Annotated in this window: 22 protein-coding genes; 8 read left to right on the top strand and 14 right to left on the bottom strand. The window is 67.8% G+C overall.

The window, feature by feature from the left end; all coding sequences use genetic code 11:
• Positions 1-188 precede the first annotated feature (188 nt).
• A complete protein-coding gene (locus V7Q48_RS11650; protein ID WP_333838305.1) occupies positions 189-1,175 on the bottom strand; it encodes a serine hydrolase in 987 nt (328 codons plus the stop codon).
• A 168-nt stretch (positions 1,176-1,343) separates the two neighbouring features.
• Complete coding sequence (locus V7Q48_RS11645; protein ID WP_333838304.1) at positions 1,344-2,849, bottom strand: replicative DNA helicase; 1,506 nt, start codon at positions 2,847-2,849, stop codon at positions 1,344-1,346.
• 174 nt (positions 2,850-3,023) lie between these two features.
• Between V7Q48_RS11645 and V7Q48_RS11640 the strand changes: the two genes are divergently transcribed.
• Positions 3,024-3,506 (top strand): UPF0262 family protein, encoded by a 483-nt coding sequence (locus V7Q48_RS11640; protein WP_333838309.1) that lies wholly within the window; start codon positions 3,024-3,026, stop codon positions 3,504-3,506.
• Between the two features lie 185 nt (positions 3,507-3,691).
• Here V7Q48_RS11640 and clpA read toward each other — a convergent pair whose 3' ends face one another.
• Both clpA and V7Q48_RS11630 read right to left on the bottom strand, forming a co-directional pair.
• On the bottom strand, positions 3,692-6,046 hold the full coding sequence (clpA, locus tag V7Q48_RS11635; protein WP_333838303.1) for an ATP-dependent Clp protease ATP-binding subunit ClpA: 2,355 nt from the start codon (positions 6,044-6,046) through the stop codon (positions 3,692-3,694).
• Positions 6,047-6,237: 191 nt separating this feature from the next.
• A complete protein-coding gene (locus V7Q48_RS11630) occupies positions 6,238-6,483 on the bottom strand; it encodes a DUF1192 domain-containing protein (RefSeq protein WP_333838302.1) in 246 nt (81 codons plus the stop codon).
• A gap of 101 nt (positions 6,484-6,584) precedes the next feature.
• Here V7Q48_RS11630 and V7Q48_RS11625 point away from each other — a divergent pair, with 101 nt between their 5' ends.
• From V7Q48_RS11625 to V7Q48_RS11600, 6 genes are all read left to right on the top strand, one after another.
• Entirely contained in the window at positions 6,585-7,598 is a 1,014-nt protein-coding gene (locus tag V7Q48_RS11625) for an NAD(P)H-quinone oxidoreductase (protein WP_333838301.1), read from the top strand.
• Between the two features lie 208 nt (positions 7,599-7,806).
• Positions 7,807-8,517 carry a DUF1013 domain-containing protein gene (locus tag V7Q48_RS11620; protein WP_333838300.1) on the top strand — a complete coding sequence of 237 codons (711 nt, stop codon included), beginning with the start codon at positions 7,807-7,809 and terminating at the stop codon, positions 8,515-8,517.
• Positions 8,518-8,643: 126 nt separating this feature from the next.
• Entirely contained in the window at positions 8,644-9,651 is a 1,008-nt protein-coding gene (locus V7Q48_RS11615; RefSeq protein ID WP_333838298.1) for a ligase-associated DNA damage response exonuclease, read from the top strand.
• 4 nt (positions 9,652-9,655) lie between these two features.
• Positions 9,656-11,251, top strand: a complete 1,596-nt coding sequence (locus V7Q48_RS11610) for a cisplatin damage response ATP-dependent DNA ligase (protein WP_333838296.1) — start codon at positions 9,656-9,658, stop codon at positions 11,249-11,251.
• 73 nt (positions 11,252-11,324) lie between these two features.
• A complete protein-coding gene (locus V7Q48_RS11605; protein ID WP_333838295.1) occupies positions 11,325-11,720 on the top strand; it encodes a group II truncated hemoglobin in 396 nt (131 codons plus the stop codon).
• 85 nt (positions 11,721-11,805) lie between these two features.
• Complete coding sequence (locus tag V7Q48_RS11600) at positions 11,806-12,444, top strand: YoaK family protein (protein ID WP_333838293.1); 639 nt, start codon at positions 11,806-11,808, stop codon at positions 12,442-12,444.
• Here V7Q48_RS11600 and V7Q48_RS11595 read toward each other — a convergent pair.
• The 5 genes from V7Q48_RS11595 to V7Q48_RS11575 all read right to left on the bottom strand — a co-directional run bounded on the left by V7Q48_RS11595 (position 12,422) and on the right by V7Q48_RS11575 (position 15,447).
• The gene (locus tag V7Q48_RS11595) at positions 12,422-12,709 is read right to left on the bottom strand and encodes a DUF167 domain-containing protein (RefSeq protein ID WP_333838291.1); all 288 of its coding nucleotides are present in this window, start codon (positions 12,707-12,709) and stop codon (positions 12,422-12,424) included. The two genes, V7Q48_RS11600 and V7Q48_RS11595, sit on opposite strands and share 23 nt — an antisense overlap.
• Positions 12,690-13,289: a gamma carbonic anhydrase family protein gene (locus tag V7Q48_RS11590; protein WP_333838289.1), complete on the bottom strand. Its 600-nt coding sequence runs from the start codon at positions 13,287-13,289 to the stop codon at positions 12,690-12,692. The genes V7Q48_RS11595 and V7Q48_RS11590 overlap by 20 nt, the downstream gene beginning before the upstream one ends.
• A complete protein-coding gene (locus tag V7Q48_RS11585) occupies positions 13,286-13,834 on the bottom strand; it encodes a GNAT family N-acetyltransferase (RefSeq protein WP_333838288.1) in 549 nt (182 codons plus the stop codon). Before V7Q48_RS11585 ends, V7Q48_RS11590 begins: the two co-directional genes overlap by 4 nt.
• A complete protein-coding gene (gene hemB / locus V7Q48_RS11580) occupies positions 13,831-14,826 on the bottom strand; it encodes a porphobilinogen synthase (protein ID WP_333838286.1) in 996 nt (331 codons plus the stop codon). The genes V7Q48_RS11585 and hemB overlap by 4 nt, the downstream gene beginning before the upstream one ends.
• 69 nt (positions 14,827-14,895) lie before the next feature.
• A complete protein-coding gene (locus V7Q48_RS11575; protein WP_333838284.1) occupies positions 14,896-15,447 on the bottom strand; it encodes a TIGR02594 family protein in 552 nt (183 codons plus the stop codon).
• A 300-nt stretch (positions 15,448-15,747) separates the two neighbouring features.
• Here V7Q48_RS11575 and V7Q48_RS11570 point away from each other — a divergent pair, with 300 nt between their 5' ends.
• On the top strand, positions 15,748-16,326 hold the full coding sequence (locus tag V7Q48_RS11570; RefSeq protein WP_333838283.1) for a cell wall hydrolase: 579 nt from the start codon (positions 15,748-15,750) through the stop codon (positions 16,324-16,326).
• Positions 16,327-16,414: 88 nt separating this feature from the next.
• On the opposite strand, the gene V7Q48_RS11565 is transcribed toward V7Q48_RS11570, so the two are convergent.
• The 5 genes from V7Q48_RS11565 to V7Q48_RS11545 all read right to left on the bottom strand — a co-directional run bounded on the left by V7Q48_RS11565 (position 16,415) and on the right by V7Q48_RS11545 (position 26,501).
• Positions 16,415-16,648 carry a hypothetical protein gene (locus V7Q48_RS11565; protein ID WP_333838282.1) on the bottom strand — a complete coding sequence of 78 codons (234 nt, stop codon included), beginning with the start codon at positions 16,646-16,648 and terminating at the stop codon, positions 16,415-16,417.
• A gap of 132 nt (positions 16,649-16,780) precedes the next feature.
• On the bottom strand, positions 16,781-17,914 hold the full coding sequence (locus V7Q48_RS11560) for an aspartyl/asparaginyl beta-hydroxylase domain-containing protein (RefSeq protein ID WP_333838281.1): 1,134 nt from the start codon (positions 17,912-17,914) through the stop codon (positions 16,781-16,783).
• Between the two features lie 84 nt (positions 17,915-17,998).
• Complete coding sequence (locus tag V7Q48_RS11555) at positions 17,999-20,047, bottom strand: tetratricopeptide repeat-containing sulfotransferase family protein (RefSeq protein ID WP_333838279.1); 2,049 nt, start codon at positions 20,045-20,047, stop codon at positions 17,999-18,001.
• 111 nt (positions 20,048-20,158) lie between these two features.
• Entirely contained in the window at positions 20,159-23,218 is a 3,060-nt protein-coding gene (locus V7Q48_RS11550) for a TonB-dependent receptor domain-containing protein (protein WP_333838276.1), read from the bottom strand.
• Positions 23,219-23,642: 424 nt separating this feature from the next.
• A complete protein-coding gene (locus V7Q48_RS11545; protein WP_333838274.1) occupies positions 23,643-26,501 on the bottom strand; it encodes a TonB-dependent receptor domain-containing protein in 2,859 nt (952 codons plus the stop codon).
• Positions 26,502-26,596: the final 95 nt, after the last annotated feature.

Raw genomic sequence — 26,596 nt, 5'->3', positions numbered from 1 at the left:
GCATGCTGCGATGCGGTAATCGGCGTGTGTAGGATCCTCCCCACGCGTGGGGAGGGGGACCGCCGGCGCAGCCGGGGGTGGAGGGGAGAAGGTGGCAAGCCCCTCCGTCAGCCGCTGACGCGGCTGCCACCTCCCCATCGGGATGGGGAGGATCTGGGTTGCTTTACTGGGTAGGCGCGGGCGGCGGCTTAGCGCCGCGAGACCTCGCCGGTGAAGGTCGGGGTCTCGGCCGGGGTCTGGAAGCCCTGGTACAGCGCGCTGGCGATGCGCGCGATGATTGCGGCCTGCGCGGTGTGGTTTTCCGGCCCGGCGACGAAAATCGCGATCGCGAGGTGACGGCCGTCGGGCATGCGAACGATGCCGACGTCGTCGGTCACGCCGGCGAGCGTGCCGGTCTTGTGGGCCAGCAGCACCCCCTCGGGCAAGCCGGCGCGGATGCGGTTGCGGCCGGTGCTGGTGCGGGTCATCGTGTCGAGCAGCACGGCGCGGGCCTGCGGGCTGAGCGCGCCGCCACGGTCGATGGCCGACAGCAGCGCGATCATCGCGCGCGGTGTGCTCGAGGTGCCGGTATCGATCGCGCGGGCCGGGTTGATGCGGCCGTCGTCGCGGACCAGCGTGGCCATGGTGTGATCGAGATGCTGGCCCGAGATGCCGGTCTGCACGAGGAAGCGGTTGACCGCGCCGATGCCGCCCACCGCTGCGATCAGGCCGTCGGTGGCGTGGTTGTCGCTGCGGGTGATGCTCTTCTCGATCAGCGTCTGCGCGCTGAACACCGGGCCAGGGCGGACCATGGCGACGAGATTGCGTCGGCCGGCCGCCTCGGGGACGGGCATCATCATCGGCAGCGGCTGGTCGAGGCGCAGGCGCCCCTGCTCGACCATCTGCAGGAAGGTGGCCGCCACCGCGACCTTGGCGGTGCTGGCCATGGGGAAGGGCATGTCGCCGTTGATCAGGACCTGTCCGCCACCGTCGAGATCCATCGCGGCCACGCCGACACGGCCGCGCGCCGTGGCCGCGATCGAGGCGACGCGCTGCTGCGTGGCGAGATCGCGCGGGCTCTGCAGCGCCAGTGGCGGGCGGCTCTGCACCGCCGGCGACGTGACGGCGAGCGCCGGGAACGTGGCCATGGCGGCCACCAGGATGCGCAACTTGCGTGCGGAGAATTGCCCGAACATTATGAGGTTGTACCCCGACCCGCCTTATTATTTCATTGCCGAGGATAAGGCATTGGGACTCCGGCGCAAACCCGATGGGTTCCCGTGACGGGTTCATCCCGGCGCATCATGGTGCCGGTTCGTCGCAATTGTAAAATCGGCCGGAGGATTCGCGCTTCCGGTAGCCGATCAGTCGTCCATGTCGTGCATCATCTGGTCGGGGGCGAGGTCACTGAATCGCGTGATCCGCGCCTCGAACCGCAGGCGGACCTTGCCGGTCGAACCATGGCGTTGCTTGGCGACGATGAGTTCGGCCAGGCCGAATACGCGCTCCATCTCGGCAGCCCAGGCGGCATGCGCCTCGTGCGTCTTGGCGTCGTCGCTTTCGACCGGGCGCTTCGGCTCGCGCGAGGCGACATAGTAGTCCTCGCGGAACACGAACCAGACCATGTCGGCGTCCTGCTCGATCGAGCCCGATTCGCGCAGGTCCGACAGCATCGGGCGCTTGTCGTCGCGCTGTTCGACCGCGCGCGACAGCTGCGACAGCGCGATCACGGGGACCGACAGTTCCTTGGCGAGCGTCTTGAGGCCGCGTGAAATCTCCGAGATTTCGTTGACGCGGTTGTCCGACCGGCCCGAGCCCGAAAGGAGCTGGAGGTAGTCGACCACGATGAGGCCGATGTCGTGCCGGCGCTTCAAGCGGCGGGCGCGGGTGCGCAGCGCGCCGATCGACAGGCCGGGGGTGTCGTCGATGTAGAGCGGCAGTTCGGCGAGCCGCTGGCTGGCGAAGGACAGCTGCTGGAAATCCTCGCGACTGATGCGGCCCATGCGCAGCGATTCGGAGCTGATGCCCGACTGCTCGGCCAGAATACGCGTGGCCAGCTGGTCGGCGCTCATTTCGAGGCTGAAGAAGGCCACGGCCGCTCCCACCGAATCCTTGGCGGTGATCCCGCGCGCCATGTCGTCACGCAGCCGGTCGGCGCAATTGAAGGCGATGTTGGTGACGAGCGAGGTCTTGCCCATGCCGGGACGGCCGGCGAGGATGATGAGGTCCGAGTCGTGCAGGCCGCCGATCTTCTCGTTGACCGAGGTGAGGCCGGTGGTGGTGCCCGAGATATGGCCACCCGAAAGCAGCGCCTTCTCGATCATCTCGAGGCTGGCGCGCGTGGCCTGGCCGAAGGTCTGCGCCTCGTTGCCGGTCTGCGCGCCTTCGGCCACGGTAAACAGCGCGGCCTCGGCCTGTTCGACCTGCTTGAGTGGTTCGACCGTCTCGCTGGTGTCCATCGCCCCTTCGACGAGGTTGCGGCCCACGCTGATCAGTTCGCGCAGCAGCGCGAGATCGTAGATCTGCTGCGCCAGTTCGCGCGGGGCGAGCAGGCCTTGGCCGTCACCGGTAAGGCGGGCGAGGTAGGCGGTGCCGCCCAGCTCCTTCAGCTCCTCGTCGCTCTCGAAATAGGGCTTGAGCGTGACCGGGGTTACCACCGCCTTGCGGTCGATCAGCGCGAGGATGCGTTCGAAGACGCGGCCATGGACGGGCGCGAAGAAGTGATCCGCGCGCAGTGGCACGGTCATTTCCTCAAGGATGCGGTTATCGATCAGGACCGCGCCGAGAAACGCGGCCTCGGCCTCGACGTTGGCGGGCAGCGCACGGACCTCGGCGGCCGGACGCGCGAGAATGGCTTCGCTTGCGGACATTCGCGCAAGATGAACCATGCACCGGGCAGGGGCAAGGCGGCGACGCGGAGCCGCCCCGGCTTTCGTTTTCCACAGGCTGTGGACACAATCGCCGGCCATGCCACCAAGGTCCAAGGCGAATCCGCCCGCTGGGCGCTTGCTGCGCCGCGCGCCATGTTGCAACACTCAGGCCTTATGGCGGACCCGCGCATTTCGCATATCGAGCTGGACGAGGCGACGATCGTCTGGCGCAACGCCGATGTGGAGCAGGAGCGCCGCGTCGCGATCTTCGACCTGATCGAGGAAAACACCTTCCGCCCGCAGCGCGCGCTCGCCGCCGGTCACGAAGGCCCCTATCGCCTGCGCCTGTCGGTGACCGATGGTCGCCTCACGCTCGATATCGCCGACGCACAGGGCGCACCGCTGGAAAGCGTGGTGCTGGGGCTGGGACGTTTCCGCCGCCCGATCCGCGAATACTTCGCGATCTGCGACAGCTATTACCAGGCGATCCGTCGTGCAACCGCACAGGAGATCGAGACGATCGACATGGCCCGGCGCGGCATCCACAACGAGGCGGCCGAGATGCTGCTCGAGCGGCTCGACGGCAAGATCGAGACCGACTTTGCCACGGCGCGCCGCCTGTTCACCCTGATCTGCGTGCTGCACATCCGCGGGTGAGCGCCCTTCGACAGGCTCAGGGCGAACGGGGGAGGGATGAGATGCCGCTTCTCCAATTCCGTTCGGGCTGAGCTTGTCGAAGCCCGGTCCGACCCAACACAGTCCAACCCAGTCCCGCCTCGTTGGCCCACGAAAAAGGGGACGGTTGCCCGTCCCCTTCGTTCGTCGTCATGCTCGCCGGGCGATCAGGCCTCGTCGGGGTTCGGCTCGCTGGCGGTGTCCGTCGCCTTGCGCTTGCCGGCCTTCTTCTTGACCAGCTTGGGCGCGGCCGGGGTCAGCTCGAAATTGAGCCCGTCGTCCTTGAGGCTGACGTGCACTTCGCCACCGTTGGCGAGCTTGCCGAACAGCAGTTCCTCGGCCAGCGGCTTCTTGACCTTCTCCTGGATGAGGCGCGCCATCGGGCGGGCACCATAGAGACGGTCGTAGCCCTTCTTCGCCAGCCACGCACGCGCGTCGCTGTCGAACTGGATGTGGACGTTCTGCTCGGCCAGCTGCAGTTCGAGCTGGAGCACGAACTTGTCGACCACGCGGCTGACCACTTCGGGCGGCAGGTAGGCGAAGGGGACGATCGCATCGAGGCGGTTGCGGAATTCCGGCGTGAAGAGGTTCTTGACCGCTTCGTCGCCGGCATCCTGCTTCGACACGTCGCCGAACCCGATGCCCTGCTTGGCCATGTCCGAGGCGCCTGCATTGGTGGTCATGATGAGGACCACGTTGCGGAAGTCGACGGTCTTGCCGTGGTGATCGGTCAGGCGGCCGTTATCCATCACCTGCAGCAGGATGTTGAACAGGTCGGGGTGCGCCTTCTCGATCTCGTCGAGCAGCAGGACGCAATGCGGCTGCTGGTCGATCGCATCGGTCAGCAGACCGCCCTGGTCGAACCCGACATAGCCCGGAGGGGCACCGATCAGGCGGCTGACCGAATGGCGCTCCATGTATTCCGACATGTCGAAGCGCTGCAGCGGAATGCCCATGATCTGGGCCAGGCTGCGGGCGACCTCGGTCTTGCCGACGCCGGTGGGGCCGGAGAACAGGAACGAGCCGATCGGCTTGTCCGGGTCGCGCAAGCCGGCGCGGCTGAGCTTCATCGCGCTCGACAGCACCTCGATCGCCTTGTCCTGACCGAACACCAGACGCTTGAGATCGCGCTCGAGATGCTCGAGCTGCTTCTTGTCGTCGCTGCTGACCGACTTGGGCGGGATGCGCGCCATGGTCGCGATCACGGCCTCGATCTCGCGCGCGGTGATGGTCTTCTTGCGCTTCGAAGGCGGCACCAGCATCTGCATCGCGCCGACCTCGTCGATCACGTCGATCGCCTTGTCGGGCAGCTTGCGGTCGTTGATGTAGCGGGCCGACAGTTCGACCGCGGTCTTGATCGCATCGGGCGTGTACTTGACCTTGTGGTGCTCCTCGAACGCGGTGCGCAGACCTTTAAGGATCTTGATCGTGTCCTCGACGCTGGGTTCGTTCACGTCGATCTTCTGGAACCGGCGCAGCAGGGCGCGGTCCTTCTCGAAGTGGTTGCGGAACTCCTTGTAGGTGGTCGAGCCGATGCAGCGGATCGTGCCGCCCGACAGCGCCGGCTTGAGCAGGTTCGAGGCGTCCATCGCGCCGCCGCTGGTCGCGCCGGCACCGATCACGGTGTGGATCTCGTCGATGAACAGGATCGCGTGCGGCATTTTCTCGAGTTCGGAGACCACCTGCTTGAGGCGTTCCTCGAAGTCGCCGCGATAGCGCGTGCCGGCGAGCAGGCTGCCCATGTCGAGCGAATAGATCACCGCGTTGGACAGCACCTCGGGCACCTCGCCCTCGACGATCTTGCGCGCGAGACCTTCGGCGATGGCGGTCTTGCCCACGCCCGGATCACCCACGTAGAGCGGGTTGTTCTTGGACCGGCGGCACAGGATCTGGATCGTGCGGTCGACTTCGGGGCCACGCCCGATCAGCGGGTCGACCTTGCCGAGCAGCGCCTTGTCGTTGAGGTTGACGCAGAACTGGTCGAGCGCGGAATCCTTCTTGTTTCCGCCCTTGGCCTCGGCCTTTTCCTCGGGCTTGGGGGCCTCGTCCTCGCTCTTGGCATTGGCGGTGCCGGCCTGGCGGCCGCCCTTGCCGATGCCGTGGCTGATGAAGCTGACCGCGTCGAGCCGGCTCATGTCCTGCTGCTGCAGGAAATAGACCGCGTACGAGTCGCGTTCGGAGAACAGCGCCACCAGCACGTTGGCGCCCGTCACGGTATCCTTGCCCGAGGACTGGACGTGCAGGATCGCGCGCTGAATCACGCGCTGGAAGCCGGCGGTCGGCTGGGGATCGGCCTTTTCCGCGGTCTTGAGCGACTGGTATTCCTGGTCGAGGTACTGGCGCACCACGTCACCCAGGTCGCCAAGGTCCACGCCGCAGGCTTGCATCACCTGTGCCGCATCCGCGTCGTCGATAAGGGCCAGCAGGAGATGTTCGAGCGTCGCATATTCGTGGCTGCGCTCCGACGCGTTGGCCAGCGCGGTGTGCAGCGTTTTCTCGAGGCTCTGGGCGAAACTGGGCATAGGCTCGCTTTCTGGGGCTCACTCTTGGCCAGGGCGGAGGTATTCCGCCATGGGATGGTTCCCTTGCGGGATCAGGAAAGCATGGCGATGGTTAACCGCCACCGAACTGTCGCCGGCGGTCGCCACGGATGCTGGGAGGGGTCGAACCCCTATATGGGTATGCCGCCCGGCGAGGAGAAGGGCGGCGGCGCTCATCGCGGCGTATCGGCCGCAGTGGCGGGAGGCGCAGGAGGTGGCGCGGCCGCACGGGCGAACAGCGCATCGGCAGCGGCGCGGGTGCGGCCGGCACGGTCACGATGGTCGCGGGTGCGAACGATCTCCGCCTCGAGCAGGGCGATGCGTGTGGCCAGTTCGTCGATCGACAGGGTGTCGAGCGGTTCGCTGGCCAACTGGCTGACCAAGTCGCCCTTGCGGCGCGGAAGGTCTTCGAGATCCATTTCGATCACAATGTTGGGCGGCGAACGCTTGCTGTCAACCTGCCCTGTGGGTAGGGCAGCGTTTCCCTGCCCATGATGGCAGATGCGAGGGTATGCAGCGCATGCAAAGTCTTCCGGCGACGATGACGGCTATCGGTTTCGATGCACCTGGCGGGCCGGAGGTGCTGCGCCCCGAGACGGTGCCCGTGCCGGTGCCCGGTCCCGGACAAGTGCTGATTCGCGTCGCCTACGCCGGCGTGAACCGCCCCGACGTGATCCAGCGGCAGGGTTTCTATCCGCCGCCGCCGGGGGCCTCGCCGCTGCCGGGCCTCGAAGTGTCCGGCGAAGTGGTGGCCGTGGGCGAATCGCAGGGCGAGGGCAGCATCGCGCTCGAGCCGGGCGCCAGGGTCTGCGCGCTGGTGGCAGGCGGCGGCTATGCGCAATATTGCCTCGCCGAGGCCGCGCAATGCCTGCGCGTGCCGCCGGGCCTTGCGATGGAAGAAGCCGCCGCTCTGCCCGAGACGCTGTTCACCGTGTGGCACAACGTTTTCGAGCGCGGCTGGGCCTGCGAGGGCGAGACGCTGCTGGTCCATGGCGGCACCAGCGGGATCGGCTCGATGGCGATCATGCTCGGCAAGCTGTTCGGCCTGACCGTCATCACCACTTGCGGCGGGGCCGACAAGTGCGCCGCCGCGCGGCGGATCGGTGCCGATCACGCCATCGACTACAAGGCGCAGGACTTCGTCGAGGAAGTGGCGCGAATCACGCAAGGCAAGGGCGTCCAGCTCGTGCTCGACATGGTGGCTGGCAGCTATGTCGCCCGCAACATCAAGTGCCTGGCCGAGGATGGGCGGCACGTCACCATCGCGGTGCAGGGCGGCGTCAAGGCCGAGGTCAACATGGCCGAGGTCATGCGCCGGCGCCTGACGCTGACCGGGTCGACGCTGCGCCCGCGCTCGGCGGTGTTCAAGGGCCTGCTCGCCGGCGAAATCCGCGAGACCGTCTGGCCGCTGGTCGCCGAGGGCAAGCTGCGCCCTGTGATGGACCAGTCCTTCGCGCTGGCCGATGCCGCGGCGGCGCATGCCCGGATGGAAGCGGGCACCCACATCGGCAAGATCGTCCTGCGCGCCGACTGATCGCTGGTTGGTTCCAGCCATCGTGTGACCCAGCCGTGTGACTGGCGTGCAAAAGGCTTGAAATCGAACGGGGCCGCGGATTGCGCTTGCCGTTTGGGCAGGGCTGGCTTACAGCTGAATGCGTGAATGGCCGCTCCGCAAGGGGCGGCCCTTATTGTTTCCGCGCCGGACACACCGTTCCGCGCCGGGGGAAAAGAGGACCATCGCCGTGAGCAACCAGCCCACGTATCCGCTGATGCCGCATGCCACCGCGTCGTGGCTTGTCGACAATACGGCCCTGACGTTCGAGCAGATTGCCGAGTTCTGTGGCCTCCACATCCTCGAGGTCCAGGCCATGGCCGACGATCTCGCCGGCGCGAAGTATACCGGGCGCAACCCGATCCATTCGGGCGAGCTGAGCCAGGCCGAAATCGACCGCGGCCAGGACAACGCCTCGTACCGCCTCAAGATGCAGCGCGCCCCGCTGGCGGTCAGCCGCACCAAGGGCCCGCGCTACACCCCGGTGTCGAAGCGCCAGGACAAGCCCGACGGCATCGCCTGGATCCTGCGCCACCATCCCGAGATTTCGGATGCGCAGATCGGCAAGCTGATCGGCACCACGCGCACGACCATCGCCGCGATCCGCGATCGCAGCCACTGGAACATCGGCAACATCAATCCCAAGGACCCGGTGACGCTGGGCCTGTGCTCGCAGCGCGAGCTGGACATGCTGGTGAGCAAGGCCGCCAAGCGCGCCGGCGTGCCCGAGGAAGAGGAAGGCGTGGTCAACGAGCGCTTGGGTTCGGACCGTGAAGCCCTCATCGAGGAACTGCGCGCCGAACGGCAGGCGCAGGCCAAGGCCTCGTCGGAAGCCGCGCAGCAGGCCGAAGCCATGGCCTGGCTCGAAGCCCGCCGCGCCGAGGGCATCTCGGACAGCTGAGCCGGTTTCCCGTGAAACACGATCGAGCCGCCCGGTGCTGCACCGGGCGGCTTTTTCGTGGGCAGCTGCGGTGCGTCGAAGGGGCACTGGAACCGGCATGGCGGTCGGTCCATTGTCAGACCACGCATGGCCGCCGACTTCGCCTGGATCCGCCCCGAACCGCAGGGCATCTATCTGCCGCCGGCGGATGCGTGGATCGACCCGTCGCGGCCGGTCGATACCGCGCTGGTCACGCATGGCCACGCCGACCATGCCCGCGGCGGCCATGGGCGCACGGTGGCGACGCCCGAGACGCTGGCGATCATGGCGCTGCGCTACGGCGTCCAGCCCGAAGGCAGCGAGTCGGTCGCCTATCACGAGAGCGTGACGCTCAAGGGCGGGGTGCGGGCCACTTATGTGCCCGCCGGCCACGTCCTTGGCTCGGCGCAGATCCTGCTCGAGCATGCTGGCGAGCGTGTCGTCGTGACCGGCGACTACAAGCGCCGTCCCGACCCGACCTGTCCGCTGTTCGAACCGGTGCCCTGCGATATCTTCATCACCGAGGCGACCTTCGGGCTGCCGGTGTTCCGCCATCCCCCGATCGAGGACGAGATCGCCAAGCTGCTCTCGGCCCTGGCCCTGCATCCCGAGCGCTGCGTGCTGGTGGGCGCCTATGCGCTGGGCAAGGCGCAACGCCTGATCGCCGAACTGCGGCGTGCCGGCCACGACCAGCCGATCTATCTGCATGGCGCGATGGAGCGGATGTGCCGGCTCTACGAGGAGTGGGGCATCGATCTGGGTGAGTTGCGGGCCGTTGCCGGCGTGCCCAAGGGCGCGATTGCCGGACACATCGTGGTCTGCCCGCCCTCGGCGCTCAACGATCGCTGGAGCCGGCGCCTGCCCGATCCGATCACCGCGATGGCCTCGGGCTGGATGCGCGTGCGCCAGCGCGCGGTGCAGCGCAACGTCGAGTTGCCGCTGATCATCTCCGATCACGCCGACTGGGACGAACTGACCGCGACCATTGCCGAGGTGAACCCCACGGAAACCTGGATCACTCATGGGCGCGAGGAAGCGCTGCTGCGCTGGTGCGAACTGCACCAGCGGCGCGCGCGGGCCCTGGCGCTGGTCGGCTACGAAGACGAGGACGACTGAGGCGATGGAACGCTTCGCCGCCCTGGTCGATGCGCTGGTCTATACCCGCTCGCGCAACACCAAGCTCGCGCTTCTCGCCGAGTACCTGCGCACCACGCCCGATCCCGACCGGGGCTGGGCCCTTGCCGCGTTGACCGACGGCATCGACTTTCCCGCGGTCAAGGCGGGCACGATCCGCACGCTGCTCGACACGCGCATCGACGAAGTGCTCTGGCGCCTGTCGCGCGATTACGTCGGCGACACCGCCGAGACCGCCAGCCTGCTCTGGCCCGAGCCGCATCACGCTGTCGCCGGCCCGCCGGGGGTGACCGAGGCGGTCGAGGTGCTGGCCGGGGCCACGCGCGCGACGGCCGGAGAGCGCCTTGCCGGGCTGCTCGACCGGCTCGATCCCAACGGGCGCTATGCCCTGCTCAAGCTGGCGACCGGCGCCATGCGTATCGGCCTGTCCTCGCGCCTTGCCAAGGTGGCCTTCGCGCAGGCCTTCGGTGTCGATGTCGAACAGGTCGAGGAATTCTGGCACGGCCAGTCGCCGCCCTATGCCGCGCTGTTCGCCTGGGCCGCCGATGGCGCAGCGCCGCCCGATGCCGAGGCGGTGCCGCTGTTCCGCCCGTTCATGCTCGCCCAGCCGCTCGAGGAGACGGTGGTCGACATGGCCGAGTTCGCCGCCGAATGGAAATGGGACGGCATCCGGGTGCAGCTGGTCCACGTCGCCGGGCAGACGCGGGTCTATTCGCGCGGCGGCGACGACATTTCCGCCAGCTTCCCCGAGATGCTCGATGCGCTGAACATTCCTGCCGTGCTCGATGGCGAACTGCTGGTGCGCGGCAGCCACCAGGGCGGCGAGGCGGGGGGCGCGGCCAGCTTCAACGCCCTGCAGCAGCGGTTGGGGCGCAAGACGGTGAGCAAGGCGATGCTGGCCGACTATCCCGCCTTCGTGCGTCTCTACGACGTGCTGCTGCTGGAGGGCGAAGACCTGCGCCCGCTCGGGTGGGAGCAACGCCGTGTGCGGCTGGAGGAGCTGGTGCCCCGGCTCGATCCGCAGCGGTTCGACATCTCGGCGGTGATCACGGCGGCGAACCTCGACGAACTGGCCGAGATCCGTGCCCGCGCGCGCGACGACGCGATCGAGGGGGTGATGCTCAAGCGCCGCGACGCGCCCTATGTCTCGGGACGGCGCGGCGGGCTGTGGTACAAGTGGAAGCGCGATCCGCTGCTGATCGATTGCGTGCTGATGTATGCCCAGCGCGGCAGCGGCAAGCGCAGCTCGTTCTATTCGGACTTCACGTTCGGATGCTGGGACGGCGATCCCGATGCCGGGGCCGAACTGCTGCCGGTGGGCAAGGCCTATTTCGGCTTTACCGACGAGGAGCTGAAATGGCTCGACCGCTTCGTGCGCCAGCACACCGTCAACCGCTTCGGCCCGGTGCGCGAGGTCGATCGGTCGCTCGTGTTCGAGGTGGCGTTCGATTCGGTCCATGTCAGCAAGCGGCACAAGTCGGGCCTCGCCATGCGGTTTCCGCGCATTCACCGCATCCGGGCCGACAAGCCGGCGCACGAGGCCGACCGCCTCGACACGCTGCGCGCGATGGTCGCCGATTGATCGCGATCAAGGCCGCTTTCCCCGCCGCAGACTAGCGCCGATCCTTCCGATCCCTCTTGCGAAAGGTCCGGCCTTGGCCAGCGACGCCCTCTCTCCCTATGACCGCATCGGCGGCCCTGCCGTCCTGCGCCGCATCACCGACCGGTTCTATGACCTGATGGACCAGGATCCGGCCTATGCCGGCCTGCGCGCCATGCACGCCGCCGACCTCGACCCGATGCGCGACGCGTTGCCACAGTTCCTCGCCGGCTGGAGCGGCGGCCCGCGCGACTGGTGGGACGCCAATCCCGGCAAGTGCATGATGTCGCTGCATCGGCCCTTCGCGATCGATGCCGATCTCGCCGGTCAATGGGCTGAGGCCATGCGCCGCGCGATTGCCGAGGCGGCCCCCGCGGACGGCGAGATCGCCGCGGCCATGGCCGACGTGCTGGATCGCATGGCACGAGGCATGGCCCGCCCAGCGGCCTGACACCCCCAAAGATCCTCCCCGACGCAAGGTGGGGAGGATCGGGTTCTACCCTTTCCTTTCTGGGGCTGGGCACTAGGCTTGGCGGATGGACACGCTGCATGTCTCACGCCGCCGGCTGGCGATTGCCCTGGCGGGGATGGCCGGCTTCATCGATGCGGTGGGGTTCCTTTCGGCCGAGGGCTATTTCGTCTCGTTCATGTCGGGCAATTCGACGCGGCTCGGTGTCGCGCTGGGCACCGACTGGCGCCATGCCGCCGTGCCTGTGCTTTTGATCCTGGGCTTCGTCGGCGGGGTCACGCTGGGGGCGTTGGTGGCGCTGCGAGCGGCCGGGCAGCGCAAGGTGGCGGTGCTGGGGCTGGTCACGGCCTGCCTCGTGGTCGCGGCGGGTGCGCGTCTGGTCGGGCAGCCGGGCGTGATGCTGGCGGGGCTGGTCCTGGCCATGGGCGCGCTCAACAACACTTTCCTACGCGATGGCGAGGTGGCCGTCGGGCTGACCTACATGACCGGCGCGCTGGTCAAGCTGGGGCAGGGGTTGGCCCAGCGCCTCGCCGGGCGGCGCGGGTCAGGCTGGCAGGGCTGGGCGCTGCTGTGGGCGGGGCTGCTGGCCGGCGCGGTGCTGGGCGCCGTGTCGCAGGCCCGCGCGCCGGAGTTTTGCCTGTGGATCGCCGCAGGCTGGGCCGCGCTGATGACGCTGGTGGCAATCAGGTTGCCGGCGGAATCCTGACCAGCTTGTCGCGCGAAGTTGCGCCGCGCAACAGTTCGACCCGCGAGGCGGCGATTCCGAGCGCCTGTGCCACAAGGGCCAGCACGGCGGCGGTGGCCTTGCCGTCCTCGGGCTTGCACCGCACTTTCACCTGGATCTTGCCGTTTTCGATCGCGATCGCTTCGACACGTGCGCCGGGCGTGACGCGCAGGGCGAGGCGTCTGTCCTCGTCCGCCAATGCGCGCAGCGCCTCTGCCGGTGGCAGGTCAGCCCTGGGCCGGGCCACGGAACGGCTCGGCATTGGCTGCCTCGGCATGGACCGCCTCGGCATGGGCCCGGCCGTTGAGCACGTAATGGGCGACGCCGCGCTGCATCTCGGCGATCGCCTCGTCGTTCAGGTCGCGCATGTAGGAGGCAGGGCGGCCGCTCCACAGCTGGCGCGCGGGCAGGCGCTTGCCGGGGGTGAGCATCGCGCCGGCGGCAAGCATGCCATCGCTTTCGATCACCGTGCCGTCCATCACGATCGCGCCCAGGCCGACGAAGGCCCGGTCGTGCAGGATGCAGCCATGGACCATGGCGAGATGGCCGATCAGCACGTCCTCGCCGATCAGCGTCGGGAAGCCCTCGGGCCGGCCGGGCTTGGCGCTGTCGCAGTGAATCACACTGCCGTCCTGCACATTGGTGCGCGCGCCGATCACCACGCGGTTGACGTCGGCGCGGATGACGCAGTTGTACCAGATCGACGCCCCGGCCTCGATCGTGACGTCACCGATGATGCGGCATCCAGGCGCGATGAAGGCGTCGGGATGGATCTGCGGGACCTTGCCGCCGAAGGGGATGATCGAGACATCGGGGCGGTGCGTCATGCGGTAGATCCTTTGGTGGGCCCTTCGGTGGGGCGCTGGATGCGATAGACGATGTGCGGCCGCAGCGGATCGTCCTCGGCCAGGGCGGGGTGGTCGAAATCCTCGTCCGGCTGGCGCGTCATGCCAAGCCGTTCCATGAGTTGCCAGCTGCGCACGTTGCCGGCGACGGTCATGGCCATCACTGCAGGAACATCGAGGTTCGCCCAGGCCCATGCGAGGGAGGCTTGCGCCGCCTCACGCGCATAGCCTTGGCCCCAGGCGTGGCGGGGAAGGCGCCAGCCGATCTCGGTCTCGTGCAGCGGCGGGCGCGGCGGCATGATCCCGCAGAAGCCGAGGAATGCGCCATCCGCCTTGCGCTCGAGCGCCCAGAACACGTGGCCGTGCTCGGCCTCGGTCGCGATCATGCGATCGATCGCGGCATCGGCTTCGGCTGCGCTGGTCGCAGGCAGGAAGCGCATGACCTCCGCGTCCGCCGCCATGGCGCGGAACGGCGCGCGGTCGGTTTCCCGCCAGCCGCGCAGCAGCAGCCGTTCGGTCTCGATCACGCGCCCAGCAGCCGCGCCGCATGCGCCGCGTGATAGGTCAGCACGCCCGAGCAGCCGGCGCGCTTGAACGCCAGCAGCGTCTCGAGCACCAGCGTATCGCGGTCCCCGGCGCCTGCGGCCACCGCGGCCTCGATCATCGCGTATTCGCCGCTCACCTGGTAGGCGAAGACCGGCACGCCGAAGGCTTCCTTCACGCGTACCGCGATGTCGAGATAGGGCAGGCCCGGCTTGACCATGACGCTGTCCGCACCCTCGGCCAGATCCAGCGCCACTTCGCGCAGGGCTTCCTCGGCGTTGCCCGGGTCCATCTGGTAGGTCTTCTTGTCGCCCTTGAGCAGCCCGCGCGAGCCGACCGCATCGCGGAACGGGCCGTAGAACGCCGAGGCATACTTGGCGGCATAGGACATGATCTGGACGTTGATATGGTTGTCGCCTTCCAGCGCCTCGCGGATCGCACCGATGCGCCCGTCCATCATGTCGGACGGGGCGATGATGTCGGCGCCGGCGGCGGCCTGGTTGAGGCTCTGGCCGACGAGGACCTCGACGGTCGCGTCGTTCATCACGTAGCCGGCCTCGTCGATCAGTCCGTCCTGGCCATGGCTGGTATAGGGATCGAGCGCGACGTCGGTGAGCACACCGATGTCGTTGCCGCAGGCATCGCGGATCGCGCGGATCGCGCGGCACATCAGGTTGTCGGGATTGAGCGCCTCGCGCCCGTCTTCGGTGCGGCGTTCGGGCTGGGTGTGCGGGAACAGCGCAAGGCATGGAATGCCGAGCGCGACCGCTTCCCTGGCGCGCGCGACGATGCCGTCGACCGACCAGCGCGACACGCCGGGCAGCGCGCCGATCGGATCTTCCACACCCTGCCCCTCGGTGACGAAGACCGGCCAGATGAGGTCGGCGGGAGTGACCAGAACCTCGCGATGAAGCGCGCGGCTCCAGGCGGTGGCACGGGTGCGGCGGGGGCGGGCATGGGGATGGCTGGCGATCATGCCGCCGGTTTGGCGCAAATGGCAGGGCCGGGCAACGGGACAGATTGTCCCGGCGCTATGCCCGGTGCGTCACGCCTCGTTGGTGGACAACGATCCCATGGCGTCCACGTGGAAGGCCCTGACGCTCGGCGGCATGGCGGCATAGGCGGGCCGGCGCGCGTCGAGCAGACGATGCCGGGCCACGCGCGCGATGCTGACGCAATCGCCCTGGTTGCCACCGACCACGTGATAGGCAGCTTCGTCCTCGGCCAGGTACAGCCCGACGTGGCCGCCCTGCTGGCGGCGGAACACCAGCACGTCACCCAGCATCGGCGCGGGCGCCGGGCGGCCGAACTGCGCCCAGCTCAGTGCCCAGAGCGGGGACTGGGGCAGGGGCTTGCCGGCGCGGGCGGCCACGATGGCCATGAACAGGCCGCACCATGGGACGCTGTCCGCGCGATAGTCGCGCGCCACCGCGCCGCCGAGCTCGGCAGCCCAGCCCAGGATCGCGGCGTTATCGGCCGTGCCCGGTGCCTCGCGCGTGCCCAGCAGGGCCAGGCCCTCGCGGACCATGCGCGGCAGCAGCGGCTGGGCCGAAAGCCAGCAATAGGCGGTCGGCAGGGTGGTGGCGGGGTTCGACATGAAGGGGTACCTCGGCTGGAGATACCGCAATCTCTGCTTGTCCGCGGCCAGATTGAATCGCGGTCGCGCGGCCCCACGATCCGGCGCAAGGCCCCGCCGTCCAGACGCAACACGATTGACACATTGCGCCACAATCGCCACGGCAGCCCCATCTTTGAGCCGATCGGCGGGGGCAAGGGTCAATTCGGACCCGTCGCGCCCATCGATGGCGAGACGTGGGGAAGCCCGCTGCACCGTCTCAATATCGCGTTTCATCGCGTGCAGCTGCCTGGCGACCTTGCGCCCTTGTGATCGTATGGAATGACCAAATTTGCTTTTGGCAAAATAGCTTGTCTTGTTTCCGCAGTCGGCACCTTCGCCGCCCTGCAAATTTCCGCGCCAGCCAACGCCGCCAATGAAACCGCCGCGATCGTCCTGCCTGCCATGGCGACGACCGCCGCCGCACCGGCCACTGGCGAATCGGTCGAGACGCCGTCCGACGACGCTGCGTCTCCCGCAAATCACACCATCACCAGCGCCAAGGCCGATGCCCGGCAGATCGAATGCGTGGCGAAAGTCATCGTTCACGAGGCCGGCAATCAGCCCCGTCGCGGCCAGGCCGCGGTCGCCCAGGTCATTCGCACCCGTGCCCAGGATCCACGCTTCGGCGACAGCGCCTGCGCCGTGGTTCGCCAGCCCGGCCAGTTCTTCGATGTCGATGCCTACAACCCGCCGCGCGATGATGCGCGCTGGGCCCAGGCCGTCGACGTCGCTACCGAAACTCTTAACGGACAAGGCGCCAACCCGGTTCCCGGCGCGCTGTTCTTCCACTCGGTCGGCAGCCCGATGAAGGGCCGCACCAATCTCGGCCGGATCGAAGGCCACGTCTTCTACCGCTGAACGACGCGGTCCCGACCTACGAAAAAGGCCTGGTCCGAACCGACGGACCAGGCCTTTTTCGTGTCCGCGAACGGCACCGGCGTGGGCGTCAGCCGCCCGAGTTCATCGGGTGCTGGGTCTGCGACCGGTCGATCATCATGCGGTTTTCCTGGCGCTGGGCTTCCCACTCGCTCTTGCGCATGCAGACCTTCTTGCTCTTGAGCAGCGAACCGATCACCTGCGAGCGCTCGCAGATCATGGGGTCGGCATCCTTCACCGCGGTGGCGGGGGCAGCCTCGGCCGCCATCAGCAGCGGGGCGGCAAGCGCAAGCGAAAGCAACATGGCACTGTCCTTGATCGAATGAACCGGGGGCATCGAATGGCGCACATCATGCCACGTCTGTAAAAACCGGCAAGATGGCACATACTTACGTCCGTGCCTTTTCATTCGATTTCATCGGTGTTTCCAGCGATCCTACAAGTCTCCGGCGACCGACTCCTGCGCGACGATCGCGGCGACCGCTTCCTGTTCGAGCGGATCGAGATCGGGGTGCCACAGGTCGAAGATCATCACGACGCGCAAGTGATCGGTGGGATTGGACGCCTCGTGCTCGATCGTGTCGTCGAACACGAAGGCTTCGCCCTCGCGCCAGGGCCTGGTCTCCGCACCGACACGGAACCAGCAGCCCGGCGGCACGATCAGAGGCACGTGGCACAGGAGACGCGTGTTGTTCACCCCGACGTGGGGCGGGATGACCGTGTGCGGTGCCAGCAGCGAGAACATGGCATTGGGCGATGCCCCCGGGATCACGGATTGCTGGACGCGCTCGAGCAAGGCCATGGTATGCGGGCAGGCATCGGCATTGGCCGCGACCCGCTCGCCGCCGCGCAGCAGGTGCACCGCGGTCCAGTCGGGATTGCGGTTGAGCTCGCGCCATTGCGCCAGGGCTTCGCGATCGTCGTACTGGAGGTAGGGCAGCAGCTCCCCCCGCCCCGATGCCATCAACTGCTCGAACTCCGCGCGGATCGCGGGGGCGGCGGCGTTGAAGTGCTCCAGCCATTCGAAGCGGGAGGGCGGATGGAACTCGCGCTCGGTCAGCGCCGGATAGTGAAAGTGGGTCGGGCTGCTGCGATAGGGCCGCGTGCGACGCAGGACATTGTCGCGCAGGCGGCGGATGCGCCACGCGCGATCGTCTTCCAGGCCGCCGCACAAGGGTGTGATGACCTGCTCCAGTCGGTCGGCGCGCGCGGCGCTCCATGCGGCATGCACCGCCTCGCCCTGTGCCACCGCTTGTGCCAGCGGCGGCGGCAGCGGGCCATCCGGCCGGCAGGCCAGCGCCTCGTGCCAGGCACGGCCGGCGTCGTCCGGCGCCAGCCGTTCCAGCAGGCTGGCGCGCATGACCAGCGCGGTGAAATCCAGCGGTGCGATCGTCAGTGCGTGATGCACGGCTTCCAGTGCACGCTGCGGCTGGCGCAGGGCACGGCGCAGTCCGGCAAGGCGCATCCACGCGGGCAGGAGCGCCCCCTCCCCAGGGGCCGCTTCGGCCAGCAGATGCTCCAGTCTTTCCGCCGCATCGGCCAGCTTCCCTTCGCCGACCTTTGCATCCACCTCACGCCTGACGCGTTCCCCCCAAGTCTCCATCCTGATCTGTCCCACCCAATCCGGCCCCCCCGGGCCGGCTCAAATCGTCGATCAGACGCCTCCGGGCCACGCGGGCGGAATGCGTCCGTCTTCAAGACTGTAGCCAAACCGCTCGACCCACGGGCGCAGCACGGGCAGCACCGGGGAGAGATGCGCGGCATAGCGGTGCCAGCGCCCGGCCGCGCGGCGATAGAGCGGCTCGGTCACTTGCGAATAGCTGGCGCTCGTCACCACGCCACGCTCGCGCGCGGCACGGGTGTGGTCGAGTACCCCTTCGGGAAAGGTCAGGTCGGCCCATTCGAACACGGGCCGCAGCACGGCTTCCGGGTTCTCGATCAATTGCTCGTAGACCACGGTCGCCACCGGCAGATCGAACAGCGCGCGCGCCTTTTCCCAGTGCGCAAACGTGATGTCGTAAAGCGCCGCCGCGTCGCCGAGGTCGAGGAAGTTGGCCATGGCGCTGTTGGTGCGGAAGTGCGTGAGATAGCAGCTCAGCAGCACGTCGCAGGGGTGCCGCAGCGACAGGATCACGCGCGCATCGGGGAACAGCCGGCGGATGATCGCCACCTTGTTGAGGTGCATCGGCTGCTTGTCGACGATGATGCGCTGCGCGGCCTCCTCGGGCGACAGCCCCAGCAGCGCATCCACGCGCGCGAAATAGGCGTCGCGCGCGGCGGCGATCGCCTCGGGGCTGGCCTCAGCCATCGCATCGACGCTGCCCAGCAGCGCCTCGGCCTCGGTGATGAACGGCTCTTCCTCGAGCACGGCCACCGCAGGATCGGTCATGAGCAGGGTGTCGAGCAGCGTGGTCCCCGAACGCGGGAAGCCGGCGATGAACAGCGGCGTGCGCCGGGCCGCTGGCGGGGGCGGCGTCGTCCAGCCCGCGAGCCATTGCGGGGTCAGGACTTCGGCTGCGTCGACCAGCGCGGCGCGATAAGCGGCGGCCCGGCCCCGCGGATCGGTCGGATCGTCCTGCCAGTGCCGGTTCATCGCCGTGAACGCGGCAAAGGCCTCGTCCGGGCGCCCCAGGCGATCGAGCAGAAGCCCGCGCAGATTGTACAACCGCTCAGGCGTGATGGCATCGCCCACGGCCTCGAGTGCGGCGAGCGCCTCCTCGTTGCGCCCAGCGCGCTTGAGCGTGAGCGCGTCGATGAAGGCGAGGAATGGTGCGCCGGCGCCGGCCTTGGCTGCCGCTTCGGCCACGGCCGGGATCTCGTCCTCGCGGTTGACGCGCTCGAGCACGGCGGCGAGCCAGGCATGGGCTTCCCCCAGCGCAGGGTCGACCGCGATGGCGCGGCGAAATGCAGCCTCGGCCTCGGGAAAGAGCGCCAGCCGGCTGGCTTCGGCACCGACGTCGTGATGCAGCCTTGCGTCGCCGGGGGCCAGCTCGGCGGCTGCCACCAGCGCGGCGAAAGCCTCGTCCTCGGCGCCCTGCTGGCGCAGCAGGGCATGGCGCGTGACCAGCGGCATGGGGTCCTGGGGAAACTGCGCGTGGGCTGCGGCGATGGCGGCTTCGGCTTCGTCCAGCCGGCCTGCGGCGATCAGGGCGTTGCCCAGATTGATGTGGATCGGGGCCGAATCGGGGGCCAGCGCGAGGGCCCGCCGGAGGGCGTCTATCGCCGCGTCGGTCTGGCCGGTCGCTTCGAGCGCGTTGCCGAGGTTGTTCCAGGCGCTCCAGTCGTCGGGTCGTGCGCCCACGACATGGCGATAGAAGGCGATGGCGGCGTCATGGTCCTCGGCCTCCGCCGCCAGGGCACCGCCGAGGCTGGCCAGCCGCAGCGAACGGTCGGCGCGCGCCGCCTCGAGCGTCGCCAGGCTGCGCGCACGCAGCGCATTGCCGGTGCGATAGAGTGATTCGACGAGGTTCACGCGCACCGTCACGTCTTCCGGACGCAGCCGATGCGCGGTCTCGAGCAGAGGGACCGCACGGGTGGGCTGCCCGCGCATCGCCTCGATCGCGCCGGCAAGGGCCGCCAGGACCGGGTCCGCGGGTGCGGCCGCGACGGCGCGCGATGCCATCAGCGCCGCCTCGTCGAGCCGGCCGCGGCGGGCCGTGTCGGCGATCGCGGCGAGGGTGGGCGGCGGTAACTCGGTCTGCATCGTCGAATCCTGTATCCCCGGCGGGCCCCAAGAAGGGCCGGCACGCGGGGCAAAAAAAGAGTGGCGGCATCCTTTCGAACGCCGCCACTCCGTTACGTCAAGCGATCGCTATCAGAAATCGAGCGTGATGCTCGAGTAGAGGTAGCGGCCGAGCGAGTCGTAGGTGCCCGGGTAGGTGTTGCCGTTACAGAACACCGAGGCGCAGGCATTGCCGGTCGGACCCGAGGTGACGAGCGGCGGGTCGCGGTCGAAGATGTTGTTCACACCGAACCGCAGCGTCGCCTTGCCCTGGATCCGCGTCGACAGAGCGAGGTCGAAGTAGCTCTGCGTCGGGATGTGGCTGTTGAACTCGCGGAACGTACCGGCCAGCGTGCTCGACGGGTTCTTGTATTCCACGTCGACGCTGTCGAAGTAGCGCCACTGCACCGAGATGTTCACGCCCGCCTTGGTGTCGAGGCCAGCGCGGACCTTGTGACGCCACTTGGGACGCGGGCTGCCGCAGGTCACGCCGTAGTAGCCGGCGCAATCGTACAGGGCGGTCAGACCGTTATCGACCTGGTACTTGTCGAGGTAGGTCGCGACGAAGCTCAGCGTACCGCGGCCCAGGCCACCCAGCGAGTGGGCGTAGTTGCCGTTGAACTCGAAGCCCTTGGTCTGCACGCCACCCACGTTGACGGGGGTGTCGGTGACGAAGCCGTCCGACGACAGCCACAGCGAGCCGGCGGCGTTGCGGTGGATGAGGCCGCAAGCGGTCGGGTTCAGGTCGGTGGTGCACGAAGCGAGGATCGCGTCGGCGCCGTAGCCCTGGATCGCCTTCTTCACCTTGATGTCGAAGTAGTCGACGCTGAAGCTGAAGCTCGGGATGAACGTCGGCTGCAGGATGATACCCACGGTCTTGGTGGTGGCGACTTCCGGACGCAGCGAACCGTTACCGCCGAGGTAGCCGTTGTACTGGCCAGCCGGGTTCGAGACGGTCGACTGACCGACCTTGAGACCCTGCAGCAAGCAGCCACGGTCGGCCGCCGTGATCACCTTGTCGGCGCACGGATCGGTCGAGCCGTCGAGGCCGACGTAGTTGGGCGAGAACAGTTCCTGGATGTTCGGAGCGCGAACGGCGCGGTTGATCGAGCCACGGACGCGGATGTCGCGAACCGGGGCGAAATCGGCGCCGATCTTCCAGGTGTTGGTGTTGAACTTCTGGCCGTTCGACACGCTGTAGTGCGAGTAGCGGTAGCCGAGGTTCAGGCTCAGGTTGTAGATGAAGCCTTCCTGCACCAGCGGAACTTCGGCTTCGCTGATGAACTCGGTGACCTTGTACGAACCGGCGGTCGACAGCGTCGGCGCGCCCTGGCCGGTGAGGTCACCGGTTTCGAACGCGTTGTCGGTCTTGAGTTCGAGCGATTCGCGGCGGTGTTCGACACCGAGCGCGATGCTGAAGCCGTCCGAGGCGAGCGGGCTCTTGATGCCCATTTCGCCGAGGTCGCCGGTCAGCTGGCCGCTGAGGACCTGCTCGGTGGTGTGACCACGCTGGAAGCCCGAAGCATTGAGGTACTTCAGAGCTGCCGGCGAGATGGTGCCGCCGAACACGTCGTAGGGAGCGCAGCTCGGGTCGGCGCCGGTCAGGGCCGAACGGCAGACCGCCTGGCCGGTGGCCGGGTTGGTCACGACGTCGAGCGCGTTGGTCAGGCGACGGGCCGAGAACTCGTTGGTGTAGACCTGCGAGTAGTTGACGCGGCCGTACTGGTAGTACGCGTCGTAGCTCCAGCCCTTGCCGAGTTCGCCGCGCGAACCGATCAGGGTGCGGAATGCCTGGTGCTCGAGATCGCTCTGGCGAGCGCCACCTTCGACGTTACGACGCAGCAGCTGCATGTACGCCAGGTTGTAGGGCGCGCCGGTGTTGGGGTCGATCTTGCTGATCGGGCCCGGAGCGGCGGTGCCGTAGACGTTGGCGTAAGCGGCGCGGGTCAGCGGGAAGTTGCCGACGTAGCCGACGATCAGGTTGTCGGGGTTGCAGATCTGGCCCTTCTGCGAAGCCGACATGAGCGGGTTGTCGCAGTTGATGGTCAGCGTGTTGCCGAAGTCGCCCGACGGCGCGATCTGCGCCACGGTGCGGTCATCCATGAACATGAATTCCATGTACGGGTGGATGGCCGGGTTGATTTCGTAGTCGACGAAGGCGCCGGCGGTGTAGCGCTCGTCAGGACGCTGGAAGTAGTTCAGCGGCGCGAAGTTGTAGCGCGTGCTGGTACCGGCAGCGAGGGTGCCCGGGCCAAGCGCGCCGAAGGTCGACGACGAGGAGCCCTGCGGGGTGAACAGGATGTTGCCGGTGCCCGAGGTGGCCGAACCGCCGCACTGCAGGCGCGTGGCCGAGGCATTCTGCACGGTGCACGAGCTGTAGTCGCGCTTGGCCTGCAGGATCGGGTTGGCCTTGCGGTAGCCGAAGTAGGCCATCGCGTGGCCCTGGCCGTCGGCAAACTTGGTGCCGAACGAGATCGTGGTGTCGAAGTTTGCACCGTCGGCGACGCTGCCCTTGGGGTAGCCGTAGCCCTGGAGGCCGCTCTTGATGCGCGCGTCGAGGATCGCGGGCGTCACCGAGTTGCGGTTCTCGTGCTGGTAGAGGCCGTAGTTGCCGTCGATGCGGAAGCCGGTGAAGTCGGTGTCGAGAACGAAGTTCACGACGCCGGCCACGGCGTCGGCACCGTAAGTGGCCGAAGCACCGCCGGTCAGCACGTCGACGCGCTTGACGAGCGAGGCGGGGACGAAGTTGAGGTCGGCAGCCGAGCTGTTGACGTCACCGGGCATCAGGCGACGGCCGTTGACCAGCACCAGGGTGCGGACCGAGCCGAGACCACGAAGGTCGACCGTGGCCGTACCGGTGGCGCCGTTCGCGAGCGTCGACGACTGGGCGGCGAACACCTGCGGCAGCGAGTTCAGCAGGTCTTCGGTCTTGGTGGTGCCCTGCAGCTTGATGTCTTCCGACGTCAGGCTGGTGATCGGCGCGGTCGAGGTGAGGTTCGGCGAGGCGATGCGCGAACCGGTGACGACGATCGCGGCGCCGGCATCGGGTGCGGCCGCGGGCGCGGCATCCTGGGCAAAGGCCGGAGCGGCCATCGACGCGATGGCAAGCGCGAAGCCTGCTGCACCCACGCGATAGGCAGTGGTCTTGGTCATTGTTCAGTCCCTTCTGGTGGCGGCCGGCACAGGCACGGCCGCCAGGAGCGACAATCCCGGCGCTCCGATGCCACGCGCGCTGGGCGCGGGACAAAGTTCCACGAGAACCGGGATTGATGGTCGCATGTGGGAGAATTTTCGTTGCATATGGAAGCAGCTTCTCGCGGCCGCACCCAAAACGTGTCGTCCATGTTGCAATGCTGCAACATCGCGACAGTGGTGATACAACAACCGCGAAATTTATGGAAAATTCTGCGGCCTCCAAGCCACATTTCGTTTCAATTGTGCCCGAAAGTACAAGGCGCGCCGCGCCAGCGGTATGACGCCAAGCCATTGCAAGGGCCGTACGCAAAAAAACGGGCCGGTCGTGATGACCGGCCCGTTGTAGGGAATGGAGGGCATCGCTGCCCCGATTGCGTGGTTTTCAGAAGTTGGCCGAAATCCGCGCGAAGAAGCTGCGGCCCAGCACGTCGTAGACCGACGGGAAGGTGCTGCCGCCCACCGAGGTGGCGCCGCTGGTGTCACCCACGATCGGCGGCTTCTTGTTGAACACGTTGAGCACGCCGAGGCTGAAGGTGAACTTCTCGTTCACGCGGAAATTGGCGGTTTCGTCGAAGTAGCTGACGGCGCCGATGCGGCTGGTCTGGATGTCGGTGTCGGCATCCTGGGTCACCGCACCGATCAGGCGCCAGCGGGTGGTCAGGTCGACGTTCTTCCAGCCAAGTCCGAGCGAGGCGACATGCTTCCACTTGGGCGTCGGTACGTCGCAATCCGCCCCGAAGTGGCCAGCGCACTCGATCGTCGTGCCGCCCACCACCTGGTAGTTCTTGATGACGTACGTGCCGGCGAAGTCGAGCCCGTAGTGGAACCCGTTGCGCGGCCCCCGGTGGAAGTTCAGCCCGAAGTCCAGGCCGCGCGTGCGCAGCACCGCGACGTTGGCATAGAGCGCGTCCACGCCCACGCTGGTCCCGCCCGAGAGCGAGCCATCGACCGTGCTGCGGTGGATCGCCTGGCAATATTCGCTGTTGGCATCGCCCGAGGCGAAGCACTGCGAGACGATCACCGAGGCCGAGTTGTACACGATCGCATTGGCGATCTTGATGTCGTAGTAGTCGGCCGTCATCGAAAGCCCGGGGATCTGTGCCGGCTGGATCACCACGCCTGCGGTGATCGTGTTCGACTTCTCGGGCTTGAGGTTGGTGTTGCCGCCGTAGAAGGCATTGATCTGGCCCGAGATCGGACCCGGAATGCTGCCGGCGTTGAGCTGCGCCTGCGTCGCACCCTGCGCCAGGCACAGTGCGGCGGTGTTGCCGGTCACGCCCGCGCCCGCGCAGGGATCGCTGCCGAGGTTGCCGGTGCCCACCGTCTTGGGCAGGTACAGTTCATAGAGGTTGGGCGCGCGCACCGAGCGCTGGAAGTTGGCGCGGAACTTGAGACCCTGGACCGGCGCGTAATCCGCCCCGAACTTGTAGGCCGAGACGCCGCCCGAGATCGAGTAGTCGGAGTAGCGGTAGCCTGCCTCGACATCGAGCGCCTGGATGCCGGGCTTGTCCTGCACCAGCGGCATCTTGAACTCGGTGTAGACTTCCTTGACGTTGTAGCTCCGGTTCGGGATGTTGAAGCCCTGGCCGTAATAGATCAGGTCGCCCGAGGCATAATCGTCGCTGACCCGCGTGTCGGCGGTTTCGCGGCGATAGTCCGCACCGATCGAGATCGCGGCCGGGTTGCTGGCGAACGGGCTGCGCAGGAAGCCGAGGTCACCCGACACGTTGGCTTCGGCCACGAACTGGGTGGTGCGGTCGTCCTGCGTCGCGTTGCGCAGCACGTAGCCCAGCGCGTTCTGGGTGATGCCGTTGGCCGAGAACACGTCGATCGGCACGCAGCCGCCGGCGCGCGCATCGGCGCTGCGGCACATCACCCCGCCGTTGCCGTCCGACACCGCGTCGATCGCATTGGTCAGCGCCGTGTACGACAGGTCGTTTTCGAGGTCGGTGTGCTTGTGCACTTCGGCATACTGTGCCGAGACATCGAACTTCAGCCCGGTGCTGAACAGGTCGCCGCGCAGGCCGGCGAGGGCCTGCCAGGTCTTGCTGGTATGCGTCTCGACGCGGCCGCCCGCCTCGGTGATGCGGCGGCGGATCGCGATGGTCGAGCTGCCGTCGGCGTTGATTGCCAGGTTGGGATTGGCCGTGGTGTCGAAGAACGCAGCGCGCTCGGCGTCGCTGAGATACGGATTGTCGGCATAGACGTTGAACGGATAGCCGGCCGTGGCCGTGGGGGCGAGCGTCTGCACCGTCTTGGTGTGCTGGTAAGAGCCCCAGCCGTAGAATTCGACGGCGTCGCTGACGTCGTAGTTCCACATCATCATGCCGCCGTAGCGCTCGAACGGCGTCTGGGCGTAGTTGATCGGGTTGTAGTTGTAGGTGCCGTAATTGCTGGTCAGCCCGCCGTTGGCGGTCACCTGCTGCAAGCCGCCGCCGGGGATCGAGAACAGCGAGGGCGTGGTGTTGGACGATCCGCAATCCTGCGTCAGGTCGTCCGAGCAGAGCGAGCGGCTGGTGTAGGGCCGCGCGGCGAACTTGACGCCGTCGCGCTTGGAATAGTTGGCCGACACGACGATGTGGCCGCGGTCGCCCAGCTTGAACCCGCCGACGAGGCTGGCGTCGTACTGTGCGCCGTCACCATGGCCGGTGACCTGGCTGCCGGCGTCGAGCTTGAGGCCGGTGAACTTGTCGTCGAGCACGAAGTTGACCACGCCCGAGATGGCGTCTGAGCCATAGACCGCCGATGCGCCGCCGGTGAGGACCTGGACGTTCTTGATCAGCGCGGTGGGCACCTGGTTGACGTCGACCGAGCCCGAGGCGTCATAGACCGGCAGGCGCTTGCCGTTGACCAGCACCAGCGTGCGCTTGGAGCCGAGGCCGCGCAGGTCGAGCGTGGCCGAGCCGTCGCCGGGGTTGTTGCTGGCGCCGTTGAGGCCTGCGGCGAACTGCGGATTGACGCCGAGGATCTGCTCGACTGTCACGGTGTTGACGGTCTTGAGCGTATCCGCGCTGATCACCGAGACCGGGCTCGAGGCGGTGAGGTCGGGGCGCTCGATGCGCGAACCGGTCACCACGATCGAGGCGCCGGCATCATCGGCGGCGGGGGCGTCAACGCCTGCGGGAGCCGGGGCGGGGGCGGCGGCGCTGTCCTGCGCGAAAGCGGGCGCGGCCAGCGAGGCGAGCGCCACGGCGAAGCCTGCTGCACCTGCGTAATACGAAATCGATCTGTTCTTGGTCACTGTCACAAGTCCCTTCGGGGGGCGGCACCGTAATGGCCGTTGAGGCACTGCGGCCCCGGCTCTTGCGGGTGGCCACAGGGCATCGCCCCGGCCGT

The sequence above is a fragment of the Novosphingobium sp. genome (assembly GCF_036803765.1).
GTDB lineage: Bacteria > Pseudomonadota > Alphaproteobacteria > Sphingomonadales > Sphingomonadaceae > Novosphingobium.
The sequence above is the reverse complement of the archived record's forward strand: the minus strand, read 5'-3'. Positions and strand labels throughout refer to the sequence as shown.

Excerpts from the sequence above, each read along its gene's own strand:
- V7Q48_RS11565 (WP_333838282.1), bottom strand. The coding sequence starts at position 16,648 with ATGTTGCTTTCGCTTGCGCTTGCCGCCCCGCTGCTGATGGCGGCCGAG.
- V7Q48_RS11610 (WP_333838296.1), top strand. The coding sequence starts at position 9,656 with ATGGAACGCTTCGCCGCCCTGGTCGATGCGCTGGTCTATACCCGCTCG.
- V7Q48_RS11600 (WP_333838293.1), top strand. The coding sequence starts at position 11,806 with ATGGACACGCTGCATGTCTCACGCCGCCGGCTGGCGATTGCCCTGGCG.
- hemB (WP_333838286.1), bottom strand. The coding sequence starts at position 14,826 with ATGATCGCCAGCCATCCCCATGCCCGCCCCCGCCGCACCCGTGCCACC.
- V7Q48_RS11645 (WP_333838304.1), bottom strand. The coding sequence starts at position 2,849 with ATGTCCGCAAGCGAAGCCATTCTCGCGCGTCCGGCCGCCGAGGTCCGT.
- V7Q48_RS11550 (WP_333838276.1), bottom strand. The coding sequence starts at position 23,218 with ATGACCAAGACCACTGCCTATCGCGTGGGTGCAGCAGGCTTCGCGCTT.
- V7Q48_RS11625 (WP_333838301.1), top strand. The coding sequence starts at position 6,585 with ATGCAAAGTCTTCCGGCGACGATGACGGCTATCGGTTTCGATGCACCT.
- clpA (WP_333838303.1), bottom strand. The coding sequence starts at position 6,046 with ATGCCCAGTTTCGCCCAGAGCCTCGAGAAAACGCTGCACACCGCGCTG.
- V7Q48_RS11650 (WP_333838305.1), bottom strand. The coding sequence starts at position 1,175 with ATGTTCGGGCAATTCTCCGCACGCAAGTTGCGCATCCTGGTGGCCGCC.
- V7Q48_RS11570 (WP_333838283.1), top strand. The coding sequence starts at position 15,748 with ATGACCAAATTTGCTTTTGGCAAAATAGCTTGTCTTGTTTCCGCAGTC.
- V7Q48_RS11615 (WP_333838298.1), top strand. The coding sequence starts at position 8,644 with ATGGCCGCCGACTTCGCCTGGATCCGCCCCGAACCGCAGGGCATCTAT.
- V7Q48_RS11630 (WP_333838302.1), bottom strand. The coding sequence starts at position 6,483 with ATGGATCTCGAAGACCTTCCGCGCCGCAAGGGCGACTTGGTCAGCCAG.
- V7Q48_RS11575 (WP_333838284.1), bottom strand. The coding sequence starts at position 15,447 with ATGTCGAACCCCGCCACCACCCTGCCGACCGCCTATTGCTGGCTTTCG.
- V7Q48_RS11555 (WP_333838279.1), bottom strand. The coding sequence starts at position 20,047 with ATGCAGACCGAGTTACCGCCGCCCACCCTCGCCGCGATCGCCGACACG.
- V7Q48_RS11640 (WP_333838309.1), top strand. The coding sequence starts at position 3,024 with ATGGCGGACCCGCGCATTTCGCATATCGAGCTGGACGAGGCGACGATC.
- V7Q48_RS11590 (WP_333838289.1), bottom strand. The coding sequence starts at position 13,289 with ATGACGCACCGCCCCGATGTCTCGATCATCCCCTTCGGCGGCAAGGTC.